Annotated in this window: 12 protein-coding genes; 6 read left to right on the top strand and 6 right to left on the bottom strand. The window is 68.7% G+C overall.

Going from position 1 to position 12,372, the window contains the following annotated elements; genetic code table 11:
- The first annotated feature begins 12 nt into the window (after nucleotides 1–12).
- Both D893_RS00285 and D893_RS00280 read left to right on the top strand, forming a co-directional pair.
- Nucleotides 13–552, top strand: coding sequence for a hypothetical protein (locus D893_RS00285; RefSeq protein ID WP_110618842.1), 540 nt, complete (start codon nucleotides 13–15; stop codon nucleotides 550–552).
- 22 nt (nucleotides 553–574) lie between these two features.
- Nucleotides 575–1,399, top strand: a complete 825-nt coding sequence (locus D893_RS00280) for a sulfite exporter TauE/SafE family protein (RefSeq protein WP_018946813.1) — start codon at nucleotides 575–577, stop codon at nucleotides 1,397–1,399.
- A 130-nt stretch (nucleotides 1,400–1,529) separates the two neighbouring features.
- Here D893_RS00280 and D893_RS00275 read toward each other — a convergent pair whose 3' ends face one another.
- The 5 genes from D893_RS00275 to D893_RS13875 form a co-directional block, all read right to left on the bottom strand.
- A complete protein-coding gene (locus D893_RS00275) occupies nucleotides 1,530–2,435 on the bottom strand; it encodes a CopD family protein (protein WP_110618840.1) in 906 nt (301 codons plus the stop codon).
- A 3-nt stretch (nucleotides 2,436–2,438) separates the two neighbouring features.
- Nucleotides 2,439–2,807, bottom strand: coding sequence for a copper resistance CopC family protein (locus tag D893_RS00270; RefSeq protein WP_026279540.1), 369 nt, complete (start codon nucleotides 2,805–2,807; stop codon nucleotides 2,439–2,441).
- Nucleotides 2,808–2,915: 108 nt separating this feature from the next.
- The gene (locus D893_RS00265) at nucleotides 2,916–4,355 is read right to left on the bottom strand and encodes a copper oxidase (protein WP_110618838.1); all 1,440 of its coding nucleotides are present in this window, start codon (nucleotides 4,353–4,355) and stop codon (nucleotides 2,916–2,918) included.
- Complete coding sequence (locus D893_RS00260; RefSeq protein WP_110618836.1) at nucleotides 4,355–5,890, bottom strand: TolC family protein; 1,536 nt, start codon at nucleotides 5,888–5,890, stop codon at nucleotides 4,355–4,357. The genes D893_RS00265 and D893_RS00260 overlap by 1 nt, the downstream gene beginning before the upstream one ends.
- 146 nt (nucleotides 5,891–6,036) lie before the next feature.
- Nucleotides 6,037–6,426, bottom strand: coding sequence for a hypothetical protein (locus D893_RS13875; RefSeq protein WP_246863859.1), 390 nt, complete (start codon nucleotides 6,424–6,426; stop codon nucleotides 6,037–6,039).
- On the opposite strand from D893_RS13875, the gene D893_RS13855 reads away from it, so the two are divergent.
- On the top strand, nucleotides 6,307–6,552 hold the full coding sequence (locus tag D893_RS13855; protein ID WP_246863858.1) for a hypothetical protein: 246 nt from the start codon (nucleotides 6,307–6,309) through the stop codon (nucleotides 6,550–6,552). The genes D893_RS13875 and D893_RS13855 overlap by 120 nt on opposite strands.
- Before the next feature lie 252 nt (nucleotides 6,553–6,804).
- Here the strand turns inward: D893_RS13855 and pepN are convergent, their stop codons facing one another.
- Entirely contained in the window at nucleotides 6,805–9,444 is a 2,640-nt protein-coding gene (gene pepN / locus D893_RS00250; protein ID WP_110618833.1) for an aminopeptidase N, read from the bottom strand.
- 158 nt (nucleotides 9,445–9,602) lie between these two features.
- Between pepN and D893_RS00245 the strand changes: the two genes are divergently transcribed.
- The 3 genes from D893_RS00245 (at nucleotide 9,603) to D893_RS00235 (ending at nucleotide 12,361) form a co-directional block, all read left to right on the top strand.
- Nucleotides 9,603–10,424: a TatD family hydrolase gene (locus D893_RS00245; RefSeq protein WP_110618831.1), complete on the top strand. Its 822-nt coding sequence runs from the start codon at nucleotides 9,603–9,605 to the stop codon at nucleotides 10,422–10,424.
- A gap of 93 nt (nucleotides 10,425–10,517) precedes the next feature.
- Nucleotides 10,518–11,531 carry a RhuM family protein gene (rhuM, locus tag D893_RS00240; RefSeq protein WP_110618829.1) on the top strand — a complete coding sequence of 338 codons (1,014 nt, stop codon included), beginning with the start codon at nucleotides 10,518–10,520 and terminating at the stop codon, nucleotides 11,529–11,531.
- Between the two features lie 59 nt (nucleotides 11,532–11,590).
- Nucleotides 11,591–12,361: an SDR family oxidoreductase gene (locus tag D893_RS00235; RefSeq protein WP_110618827.1), complete on the top strand. Its 771-nt coding sequence runs from the start codon at nucleotides 11,591–11,593 to the stop codon at nucleotides 12,359–12,361.
- Nucleotides 12,362–12,372: the final 11 nt, after the last annotated feature.

Raw genomic sequence — 12,372 nt, 5'->3', positions numbered from 1 at the left:
GGATCGGTACCGATGCGCGGACCTGTCGCCCTGAGCGCGGCCGGGCTGGCCCTTCTGGCGCTGGCCTGGGTCGCGCTGAGCGGGGCCTTTCAGGGCCTGGCCAAAGACTTCGAGGGTCCGGGCAGCACCGAGGTGGAGATCCCGCGCGCCGGTGACTATCGCCTGTGGCTGTACACCCGGACTTACGTCGACGGGACCTTCCGCGAGTTCCCCGAGCAACTTCCGGACGGAACCCGGGTCGTCGCCCGGACGCCGGACGGGGACGAAGCCGCCCGGCTGCAGCCTTCGCGGGCCACCCTGACGTACACCTCAGGGCAGACCGAACGGGTCTCCCTGGGACAATTCCACTTCCCGGAACCGGGGACGTACACGATCCTCGCCGAAGGGATGGAAGACGCGCGGGCCTTCACCCTCCGCGAGGCGCGCTTCCTCGAACATGCCCGACGCGCCGCCCTGTTCGGGATCCCCGGCGTGGTGATGTTCCTCGCCGGTGTCGTCCGGGGCATCGTGGTTGCCACCTCCGGACGCCGCGACGAGGAACCCGGTTCGTGACGCCCGCTGACGGCGCGCGGGCATGCCCCTGATCGAACCACTCGCGGCCACGCCCTCCGGGCTGGCCGTGCTGTTCGTTCTCCTCGGCCTGATCACCGGCATCCCCGCCGGGATGTTCGGGATCGGTGGCGGACTGGTACTGGTGCCAGTGTTCGTCGCGGTCTTCACCGTTTTGGGCTTTCCCGAGACGGGGCTGGTGCAGCTGGCCGTGGGATCGTCACTGGGCGCCATCATCCCCACCGCGGTGCTGTCGGCGCGGGCCCACCACCGCCGTGGCGGGGTGGACGGCGAGGCCGTGCGCCGGCTGCTGCCGGGGATCATCGGCGGGGCCCTGCTGGGTGCCGGCCTGGCCACCCAGCTCGACAGCGACCACCTCGGGCGGATCTTCGGTGCCTTCGAGGTCGCGATCGGCCTCTGGATGCTGCTCAACCTCCAGCCTCCACGCGCCCCGGTCCCGCGCCGCGGCGTGTGGCTGGGCGGGGGCGGCATCATTGGTGCGGTATCCGCGCTGATCGGGATCGGTGGCGGCACCCTGACCACCCCCTTCCTGGTCAGTCAGGGGCTGGAACTGCGCCGCGCCATCGGTTCGGCCGCGGCCCTCGGGGTGCCCATCTCCATCGGCGCGACCCTGGTGTTTGCCCTGCCGCAATGGACCACCGGCGACCCGGCCACCCCGGAATGGAGCCTGGGGTATCTCTACCTGCCGGCCATCACCGGGGTGGTCGCGGGTACCGCCATCAGCGTACGCGCCGGGGTCTGGCTGGCGCACCATCTGCCGGTCGCGGTGCTGCGCCGCGGCTTCGCCGGGGTCCTGATCCTCGCCGGCCTGCTGATGCTCCTGCGCTGACTCCGCCCCGAGGTGCAGGATACCCCCCTTGTGGGAGCGCAGCCCTCTGCGCGATGCGGCGCGGCCGCGCCGCCTCCCGCCCTGTGGATCCCCCGGACCGCGGGAAGCCTCCCCTCCGGCGGACGGGTGCTCAGCCGTTCGGCGAGGTAATGCCCGTGAGGATCGCGGTCACCCCCAGCACGGCCGCGACCAGCATGCCTTCAACCGCGATGCTGCGCCGCAGGCGCCGGGGTGCCGTGGTGTCACCCCGTGAGAATGCCGGCACCAGGCGCCACTTGTTCAGCGCGGCCAGCAGCAGGAGCAGCGCCACCAGCAACACCTTGGCGAGCAGGAACTGTCCCCAGGCGGTAGTGAACAGGGGTGTCACGCCGCCCGCCAGCAGCACGGCGAGGACCGCGCCCGCAAGCACCAGCAGGCCCACCGCAAACAATGCGATACGCCCGAAACGGTCGAGGATGCGGGCGGCCGCCGGATCCGCGGCGGGTTGTCCCGCCAGGCGATAAAGCGGCCACAGGGATCCGATCCAGAACGCGGCCGCCAGCAGGTGCAGGATCAGCAGGCCGCCCAGCAGCACGCGCGGTTCGCCGGCCGTATGCCCGACCTGCACGAAGGCAAGCATCGCCAGCAGGACGCCACCCAGGCTCAGGCCGTAACCCACCCCCGGCAGCCGCCGGGCATCCAGCAGGATCGCCTGCACCAGCAGCAGGCCGGCCCCCGCCAGCACCAGCCGGGTCCCCTGCGCCCCTTCGAACACCATGCCCAGCATCGCCGGATCGAACGCGGCGGACACATTCCCGCCCCCGAGATACCCCGCCTGCAGCGGCCACTGGACCAGGGCCAGCACGATCGCCACCCATGCCGCAACCGCGCCCGTGCGGCTGGCCGCCCGCCGCTCCGGATCAGGCAGACCCGGAAACGCCAGGCGAAACAGCACCGCCCCGGCCGCCAGGAGGGCGCCGGCATGGAATCCGGCCGTCACCAGCATCAGGGCGACGGTCCAGGCATCCACACCGGCCAGTGCAGACAGCCAGGCCACCGCTCAGTCTTCCACGGTAAAGCGGAAGGTGTCGGACATCATGTGTCCGTCACGGGCCAGACCGCGCCAGCGGACTTCATAGCTGCCGGGCTCCATCGAGCCGGCCGGCCGCACGCGGTATTCCTCGGTCGGCTCATTGCCCGGCTGGTTCTCAAGGGAGACCCGACCCTGCGGGCCGGTCACGTCGAACTGGGTGATGCGCATCGCGCCATCGAAGTGGATCCCGATCTCCTCGGGGGTGCCCTGGACCGTGGAGCCATCATCGGGCACCTGCCCCATCTCGCCCTCGTGGGCCAGCAACGGGGTGGCAACGGCCAGAAGCAGGGCCGCAAGGCCGGACAGCAGGGTGTTGCGCGTGATCATCGTCATGATTTCATCCTTTTCGTTGTTCGGGTGCAGTCTTGTCGTGTCAGAGTCCGCCGGCCACGGGCCACCGGGTGACGCCTTGCAGCGTCCCCGGCTGCCCGCGCCGGTGGAAACTCAGTGGTTGTGGCCGTCGTGGCCGTCGTGGCCGCCGTGTCCTCCGTGGTCCCCGTGGCCTCCGTGACCGTGATGCCCGTGTGCATCGCGGCTGGGGGTCGGGAGCCCGTCGGAATCCGCATCCGCGACCTTGCCGCGACGTACGGGGCTGCCGAAGTCGGGGTCGTCGCTTACCTTGTGGGCCACCTCCCCGTCCGGGTGCCAGTACCAGCCCGGGTCGCGGAAATCCCCGGGTTCGAGGTCGTCGCGCACCTTGACCAGGGTGAACATGCCGCCCATGCCGATGTTGCCGAACGGCCCGTGACCCATGCCCATCGCCAGGGTGTTTTCCGGGCCCGGCATGTGGCCGCCGTCGGTGTGGTCCTGGTGATCCGCCATGCCGTGCTCGCCCATGGCCATGTAGCCCGGCAGGATGCTGCGGATCTCTTCCTCGATACCGGACTGATCGACCCCCAGCGGGTTGGCGATGCCGTGCCCCATCGGGTTCATGGTGTGGTGGGTCATGTGGCAGTGGAACGCCCAGTCACCCGGGGGTGCGATGAACTCGATATCGCGGGTCTGGCCGACCGCGACGATCTCGGTGGTCTCCTTGCGCCACTGCTCGCGCGGCCAGCGCCCGCCGTCGGAGCCGGTCACCTCGAACGACACCCCGTGCACATGCATCGGGTGGTTCCACATCGACAGGTTGCCCATGCGGATGCGCACCCGCTCGCCGGTCTTCGCCACCAGCGAGTCGATGGCCGGGAAGACCTTCGAATTCATCGACCACAGGTCGAAGTCGACCATGATCGACGGGTCCGGCGTGCGCGTGCCCGGGTGCAGCCCCCAGTTGTGCAGCAGGATCGCGTAGTCGCGGTCCACCGGCTCGATCTCGCCGTCCTTCGGGTGGATGATGAACATCCCCATCATCCCCATCGCCATCTGCACCATCTCGTCGGCATGCGGGTGGTACATGTGCGTGCCGTGCTGGTTCAGCTCGAACTCGTAGACGAAGGTCTCCCCCGGGTGGATCGGTGGCTGGGTCACGCCCTTCACCCCGTCCATGCCCGAGGGCAGATGGATGCCGTGCCAGTGCACCGAGGTGTATTCCGGCAGGCGGTTGGTCACGTAGATACGCACCCGGTCGCCCTCCACCGCCTCGATGGTCGGCCCCGGCGTGGTGCCGTTGTAGCCCCAGCACTTCGCCACCGAACCGGGCGCGAACTCGTGCTCGATCTCCTCGGCGACCAGGTGGAACTCCTTCACGCCGTTGTTCATTTCATACGGCAGGGTCCAGCCGTTCGGCGTGTGCACCGGCATGTAGCCCTGTTCGGTGCGCTCGCCGGGCGTGGCGTCGCCCTCGTTGTGGTGCTCGTGACCCGTTTCGGCCATCACCCGGGTCAGGGTGGTTGCCGGCAGCATTGCCGCGCCGGCGGCCAGCAGGAAATTACGCCGTTTCATCAGTGATGCCCTCCGTGACCGTTGTCGCCGTGGTCACCGTGATCGCCATGGTCGTGATCCTCGTGATCCTCGTGATCCTCGTGGTCCCCGTGGTCCCCGTGGTCCCCGTGGTCCCCGTGGTCCCCGTGGTCCCCGTGGTCCCCGTGGTCCCCGTGGTCATGATGGTCGTGGTCCATCGCGGACGGGTCATGCTCCAGCGCGTCGGTTTCGAGATAGCCCTCGTCACCCGGCGCCCCGCCCGGCAGTTCGCCGGCCACGGTAAAGGTCAGATCCACCCGGGCCCGCCAGTAGTCACCCAGCGCGGCCACCGCGCGCTGCCAGTCGGCCAGCTCTTCCTGCTTGGTCACCAGCAGATCGAAGACATCATCGAACATGAAGTTCACGCGCTCCTGCATGCGCTCCACCTCGATCTCGCGGGCCGGGACCAGCTCGTAGCGCTTGGTGCTGAACTTGTCCCGTTGATGGGCCAGCCGCAAGAAGTGCTGGTGGACGTCGGCGGTCACGGCCTGCTCCAGCTGGGCCCGTCGGGCCTCGCCGTCCTCCAGCCGCGCCTCGGCACGGGCGATGCCGGCCTGGTTCTGATTGAAGATCGGCAGGGTGAAGGAGATGCCTCCGCCCCACAGGCGGGTGCCGTCGGTCTCGCGCTCGAACTCGATACCGGGCTCGATATCCCCTAACCAGCGATAGCGCCGCACCAGGGCCACGCCCTCGGTGAGCCCCTCCAGGGCGTGATCCAGGGCCCGCAGATCCAGACGCTGCTCCAGGGCCTGCTCGACCAGGGCCTCGCGATCCTCCACGCCGGCCAGCGGCAATGGCAGCTTGCCGGGGACCTCCCAGTCATCGACGTGACCGGGCAGCCCCATCAGGTGCGCCAGACGCAGACGGGTCTCGCGCTCGCGCTGACGCGCGTCCTCGAGCTTCAACCGCGCTTCGGCGGCCCGGATATTCAGCCGGGCACGTTTGAGGTCGGTGATGTTGCCGGCGTCATAGAAGCGTTCGCCCAGCAGCGAGCCCAGGTCCGCGGCACGGGTCTCCAGCGCCTGCACCTGCGCCCGCTGACGCGCGGCCACCGCGTCATACCAGGCACGTTCGGTGTCCGAGGCCAGGGCCACCATGCCTTCGGCCAGGTGCAGACGGGTGGACTCCCAGTGGGCCTCGGCGATGTCCTGACGCGCACTGCGCATCAGCAGGCCGGAGATCCCCCAGGCCAGACCGACCCCGGTTTCGTTGCCGCCACCGCCCTCGGGGCGCATTACCGACAGCGACAGGGTGGGATTGGAGAACTGGGCGGCCTCGACCACGTCGGCGGCCGTCAGATCCAGTTCGGCGTAGGCCTGCTGCATGCGCGGGTTGCGCCACAGGGCCTGATGAATGGCCTCCTCGAGCGTCAGCTCGCCGGAGGGTCGGGGCATCTCCGAGTCGGGCAGGTCGATCCCCTGCACCGAGACATCCTCCGCCAGGTCGGAGCGATCCAGCTCGGGCGCGGTGACCGCGCAGCCGGCGAGGAACAGCACCGACACGACGGGGAGCAGCAATCGGGTTGCTCGCATCGTGAAAATCTCCTTGATCGGACTTCGATTCCGCATCCCGCGCGAACGCGCGACACGGCCTTGCCATCCGCCAGCACCGGGTGGAACCCGGACGTGCGGACAGCTCCGGCACTCGGGCCGGTGCAGTCAGATCAGGAGAGGGTCGGGGGTCGGTACAACGCGGCCGCGGGCGGACCGCTCTGGAAGGAATACAGGCTCATGGCCTGCTTCACCGGGTCCGGGACATCGGTGCCGGACGAAGTCGGCATACCCTGGCAGTGACCGCAGGCCGAGCAACTGGCCAGACAGCTGGCGTCCACGCAGTCAACGTACCCGAGCGGGTCGCCGGCATGGGAAGCATCGGATGTCGCGGGGGCATGGTGATCGTGATGCGACTCATCGGCATGGCCGGCTTGCCGATCATGCCCATGATGGTAGTGCCGGTCGGCACCATGGGCATGGTCCTGCGCGTGGCGGGCGTGCGGATCATCGGCGGACGGGGTTCCGTGCATCGCCGCATGACCGACGTGACCGTCTTCCATGCCCACTGCCGCAGCCACCGCCGGCAGGCCGGCAATCGCCGCCACCAGCATCCAGCACAGCAATTGTTGGAAGACCCGTTTCACGTCAGTCGAAACCTCGTCTCGAGGGGCGGTGCCACCCGGTAACCACGCAAGAAACTACCACAACCCGCGGCTCCCTGTGGACGCAACCCCGGCATTCTGCAATCCGGCGCCGGGGGCACCCGCGGAGATCGCCACGGCGCTGCGCGCCTCGCGATGACGGGAACCCCTCCAGCCCCGTCGTTGCGAGGAGCCGAAGGCGACGCGGCAACCTCCGGACCGGGACCCGGCGCGGGCGGGTCGCGCAGGGGGCTGCGCTCCTACAAGCGCCCGTGGGAGGCCAGCCCTCTGGCCGATTCAGGCGTCGGCCAGCGCGCGCTCGATCACGTCACGCAGGTCGCGCGAGATTTCGAGGGCGGCAAGGCGCTCGAGTTCCGCGCGCATCTGCTCGCCGCGCGCCGGATCCACCTTGCGCCAGCGGGTCAACGGCTGCACCAGACGCGCGGCGGTCTGCGGGTTCATCCTGTCCAGCTTCTCCACGAAGCCGGCAATGCGATGGTAGCCCTCGCCGTCGGCCTGGTGGAAATGGCGTTCGTTGCGGGCCATGAACGGGCCCAGCACCGCACGCACGCGGTTGGGATTGGACCAGCGGAACCCGGGATGCTGCAGCAGGTACTCCAGGCGATCAAAGCCGCCCGGCACCTGGCTGGCCGCCTGCAGGCCGAAGTACTTGTCCAGCACCAGCGGGTCGTCGTGGTAGCGCCGCTCGAAGTCGGCCAGCAGCAGGGCCCGGGCCTCGTGGTTCAGGTCGTTGATGGCGTTCAACGCCCCCATGCGCATGGTCTGGCTGCGGGCCTTGCGGTACTGCTCCAGCACCTCGGGCACCGCGGATTCGTCACCGGCCGCCACCCGCAATGCCAGCAGGCGGTTGCGCAGGCGCCGCTGCCCCATGGCATCGGCGGTGAACGCGCCGTTGTCGATGTCGTCCAGCTTCGGCTGGCGATCACGCAGCCGGTCCGCCAGCGGGGCATACAGCCGCGCCTCCAGGGCATCACGCTCGGCCCGCAGGCGCACCGGGTCCACGCAGTCGAACAGCTCCGCCAGCTCGCGCGGCGGCGGCAGCTGGAGGATCGTGGCCAGCAGCACGGGCTCGATCGCCGGATCCTCCAGCAGGGCCGCCAGGGCGTGCTGAATCTCCGCCTCCAGCACCGGGTCGGCGGCGTCATCCTCGATGCGCGCCCGGATCGCGCGCCGCATCAGGGTCTGCGCCGCTTCCCAGCGGCTGAAGGCATCGTCGTCATGGGCCAGCAGGTGGGCGAGTGTCGTCGCGCTCTGGTTGGCCTCCAGGATCACCGGCGCGGAGAAACCGCGCAGCCAGGACACGGCCTGCGGGGTCGCCGAGAGTTCGTCGAAATGGAAACTGCGTTCGGAGCGGTCGAGCTCCAGCACCCATTCATCCTGTTCCGGGCCGCCCTCCAGGCGCCCGCGGATGCGCCGCCCGCCTTCATCCAGCATCGCCACCCGTACCGGGATGACCACCGGCTCCTTGTGCTCCTGACCCGGCGTCGGCGGGGTGTACTGCCCCAGGCTGATGCGGAATTCGCCAGTGGAGCCATCCTGCGCGGTGGCGGCGGTCACGTGCGGGGTGCCTGCCTGGGTGTACCAGCGCTTGAATGCCGTCAGGTCGCGCCCGCTGACCTCGGCCATCACGGCCACGAAGTCGTCGGTGGTGACCGCCTGGCCATCGAAGCGCTCGAAGTACACATCCAGCCCGCGGCGGAAGGTCTCGCGCCCGATCAGGGTGCGCAGCATGCGGATCAGCTCCGCGCCCTTCTCGTACACCGTCAGGGTGTAGAAGTTGTTGATCTCGGCGTAATGATCCGGGCGCACCGGGTGCGCCAGCGGCCCGGCGTCCTCAGGGAACTGATGGGCGCGCAGCAGCGAGACATCGTCGATGCGCTTGACCCCGAACAGCGTGCAGTCGGTGGTGAACTCCTGGTCGCGGAAGACCGTGAGCCCTTCCTTCAGCGACAGCTGGAACCAGTCGCGGCAGGTCACGCGGTTGCCGGACCAGTTGTGGAAGTACTCGTGAGCGATCACCGACTCGATGGCGACGAAGTCGTCGTCGGTGGCGGTGTCGGGGCTGGCCAGCACGAACTTGGCGTTGAACAGGTTCAGCCCCTTGTTCTCCATCGCCCCCATGTTGAAGTCGTCCACCGCGACGATCATGTACACGTCCAGATCGTATTCGCGGCCGAAGGCCTCCTCGTCATAGCGCATCGCGCGCTTCAGCGAGGCCAGTGCGTGATCGCAGCGATCGGCGTTGTGCGCCTCCACATACAGCTCCAGCGCCACCTCGCGCCCGGACATGGTGGTGAAGGTATCGCGCTGACAGGCCAGATCCCCGGCGACCAGCGCGAACAGGTACGACGGCTTGGGGAACGGGTCCTCCCACACCGCGTAGTGGCGCCCGCCGTCCAGCTCGCCGGCCTCCACGCGGTTGCCGTTGGCCAGCAGCACCGGGTACTGCGACCGGTCCGCCTCCAGGCGCACGCGGTAGGTCGTCAGCACATCCGGGCGATCGGGGAAGAACGTGATGCGGCGAAAGCCCTCCGGCTCGCACTGGGTGCAGAGGTTGCCGCTGGAGGCGTACAGGCCTTCCAGCGCGGTGTTCTGCTCCGGGTGACAGCGGCTGACGATCTCCAGCCGCGCCGCCTCCGGCAGGCCGTGCAACAGCAGCCCGTCGGCGTCTTCTTCCAGCATGCCCTCGCCCGGCTCCGCGCCATCCACCGTCAGCGACACCAGCTCCACGCCGTCGCCGTACAACCGCAGCGGCGCCCCCGGCTCCGCCGCCTGCGGGTTGCGGCGCACCGCCATGCGCGTCGTCACCTCGGTGGTCGCCGCGGCCAGATCGAAATCCAGCTCCAGATTCTCGACCTCGAACGCCGGCGACTGGTACTCGCTCAGATAGACCGGCTGGGGGTTCGCATCACGCATTCCAGACTCCAGATCAAAAACATTGCCAGTGGTTTAACACGCCGCCGCTGCATCCACTCCAAACCCGGACGCCAGCGCCGTCATTGTAACGACCGGGTTTCCGCGATGACGGAGCCGGGGAACTGGCACTGTGCGTCCAATCCGTTAGCATACCGCGCATGGAATGGATCGATATCTGCTTCAACCTTACCCACGAATCCTTCAACAAGGAACGCGACGAGGTTCTCGAGCGCGCGCGCGAGGCCGGCGTGTCCTGGATGCTGATCACCGGCGCCGACGCCCACCAGAGCGAGAAGTGCCTGAAGATCGCCGACCAGTACCCGGACTGCTGCCGCGCCACCCTGGGCGTGCATCCGCACCTGGCAAAGCAGTGGACCGACGCGACCGCCGCGCGGTTCAGTGACCTCGCCCGCGCGGACGACAACGTCGTCGCCATGGGCGAGATGGGGCTGGACTACAACCGCGACCACTCGCCGCGCCCGCAGCAGCGCATCGCCTTCGAGGCCCAGCTGGAGCTGGCCGCCGATCTCGGCCTGCCGGTGTTCCTGCACGAACGCGACGCCCACCACGACTTCGCGCAGATCCTGCGCCGCTGGCGCGACAAGGTGCCGGCCGCCGTGGTGCACTGCTTTACCGGCGAGGCCGACGCCCTGGCCGAATACCTCGACCTCGACTGCCACATCGGCATCACCGGCTGGGTCTGCGACGAACGCCGCGGCCACCACCTGCACCCGCTGGTGCCGACCATCCCGCGCGGCCGCCTGATGATCGAGACCGACGCCCCGTACCTGCTGCCACGCAGCCTGCCCAAGGGCACCGGCAAGAAGATCGGCAACGGTCGCCGCAACGAACCCGCCTTCCTCCCCCACATCGGCGAATACGTGGCCAAACTGCGCGACGAAACCACCGAAGAACTCGCCGCCCACACCACCGCGACCGCCCGAGCCTTCTACAACCTTCCGCCGACATCAGGCGAGTAATACGGTGAGAGCATCCACCCGGCCAGCTGGTGACAGGAAACACAGCCAGGAACAAGCTATAAAACAGCAACCCCTCAAGGAAGAGGATCCGACATGACCCGGGAAGACGAAACACCGATCGTCATTTACGAAGATGATGCCGACCACATCGTGGAAGTCCGACTGGACACCGGACGCGATACCGTTTGGTTGACGCAGCGGCAGATGGCCGAGCTCTTTGACACCTCAACCGACAACGTCGGTCTGCATCTCAAGAACATCTACAAAGACGACGAACTCGATGAACCGTCAACTACCGAGGATTCCTCGGTACTTCGACAGGAAGGCGCTCGCCAGGTCTCACGACGCATCAAGCACTACAACCTCGACGCCATCATCTCGGTTGGCTACCGGGTCAACTCCCGCCGTGCTGTGCGCTTCCGCCAATGGGCCACCCGCGTGCTGCGCGAACACCTGACCCGGGGCTGGACCCTCAACCGCCAGCGCTTCGAGACCAACGCCCGGGAGCTGGAAGCCGCACTGGAGCTGGTGCGCCGTACCGCCCGCAGCCCGGAACTGGGCGTCGAAGCCGGTCGCGGGCTGGTCGACATCGTCACCCGCTACGCCCAGACCTTCCTGCTGCTGCAGCGCTACGACGAGGGCCTGCTGACCGAGCCCAGGGCCGAGAGTGGGGGCACACTTCCAGCACCCGACGAGGCGCGCAGCGCCCTCGCCACGCTAAAGAAAGACCTGGTCGCAAAGAAACAGGCAACCGAACTCTTCGCCCAGGAGCGCGGCGACGGCTTCGAGTCGCTACTGGGCAACCTGGACCAGTCCGTATTCGGCGAACCGGCCTACCCCACGGTCGAGTCCAAGGCGGCGCACCTGCTGTACTTCGTGATCAAGAACCACCCCTTCTCCGACGGCAACAAGCGCAGCGCCGCCTACCTGTTCGTCGACTTCCTGCATCGCAATCACCGTCTCATCAGCCCAGCCGGCGAGCCCGTGATCAACGATGTGGGCCTGGCCGCCCTGACCCTGCTGGTGGCGGAATCCGACCCCGACAACAAGGAAACGATGATCCGCCTGATCATGAACATGCTCGCGCACGAGACCGAAACCGCATGACTCATGTCGCCCCGCCTATCGCGCCAGCCGTGGGCAGCAAGGCTCACCCGTGACCTTGAATGTCTGAGCACACGCCCCGTCAAAGTCATTCTCGGGTCGCGCTGGTCACCGGCGCGGCGCGCGGGATCGGGCTCGGCATTGCCGAGCGCCTGGTGCAGGATGGCTGGAAGGTCGTGCTGGCCGATATCGACGGCCGCGAATGTGAACAGGCGGCCGCGCGCATGGGGCCCGCCGCCCGGGCCATGACGCTGGATGTCCGCGACGAGGAACAGGTCCGCGAGGCCATCCGGCGCACGGAGGAATGGCACGGCGGCCTGGATGCCCTGGCGAACAACGCCGGCATCAGCGACCCGCACTCCGGTCCACTGGAAGGGCTGGACCTGGCCGACTGGCAGCGCTGGCTGGACACTAACCTGACCGGCGCCTTCCTGCTCGCCAAGCACGCCCTGCCCCTGCTGCGCCGCCGCCGGGGCGCCATCGTCAACATCAGCTCCACCCGCGCCCTGCAGTCCGAGCCGGACACCGAGGCCTACGCCGCCAGCAAGGGCGGGCTGGACGCCTTCACCCATGCCCTGGCCATCAGCGCCGGGCCGGAGGTCCGCGTCAACGCCATCCGCCCCGGCTGGATCGACACCCGCAGCCCCGACCAGCAACAGGCCGAGCCCCTGTCCGCACAGGACCACGCCCAGCACCCGGCCGGGCGCGTCGGCCAGCCCGCCGACATCGCGGCCCTCGCCGCCTTCCTGCTCGGGCCGGACGCCGGCTTCGTCACCGGCCAGATCTGGACCGCCGACGGCGGCATGACCCGCCGCATGATCTACGCCGACTGACTCGTTCCGTC

The sequence above is a fragment of the Thioalkalivibrio sp. ALE21 genome (genome assembly GCF_003208255.1).
Lineage (GTDB): Bacteria > Pseudomonadota > Gammaproteobacteria > Ectothiorhodospirales > Ectothiorhodospiraceae > Thioalkalivibrio > Thioalkalivibrio halophilus.
Note: the sequence above shows the minus strand (reverse complement) of the source record. Positions and strands in the feature narration are given on the sequence as shown.

Excerpts from the sequence above, each read along its gene's own strand:
- D893_RS00285 (WP_110618842.1), top strand. The coding sequence starts at position 13 with ATGCGCGGACCTGTCGCCCTGAGCGCGGCCGGGCTGGCCCTTCTGGCG.
- D893_RS00280 (WP_018946813.1), top strand. The coding sequence starts at position 575 with ATGCCCCTGATCGAACCACTCGCGGCCACGCCCTCCGGGCTGGCCGTG.
- D893_RS00265 (WP_110618838.1), bottom strand. The coding sequence starts at position 4,355 with ATGAAACGGCGTAATTTCCTGCTGGCCGCCGGCGCGGCAATGCTGCCG.
- D893_RS13855 (WP_246863858.1), top strand. The coding sequence starts at position 6,307 with ATGCCCATGATGGTAGTGCCGGTCGGCACCATGGGCATGGTCCTGCGC.
- D893_RS13875 (WP_246863859.1), bottom strand. The coding sequence starts at position 6,426 with ATGGAAGACGGTCACGTCGGTCATGCGGCGATGCACGGAACCCCGTCC.
- pepN (WP_110618833.1), bottom strand. The coding sequence starts at position 9,444 with ATGCGTGATGCGAACCCCCAGCCGGTCTATCTGAGCGAGTACCAGTCG.
- D893_RS00245 (WP_110618831.1), top strand. The coding sequence starts at position 9,603 with ATGGAATGGATCGATATCTGCTTCAACCTTACCCACGAATCCTTCAAC.
- rhuM (WP_110618829.1), top strand. The coding sequence starts at position 10,518 with ATGACCCGGGAAGACGAAACACCGATCGTCATTTACGAAGATGATGCC.
- D893_RS00235 (WP_110618827.1), top strand. The coding sequence starts at position 11,591 with ATGTCTGAGCACACGCCCCGTCAAAGTCATTCTCGGGTCGCGCTGGTC.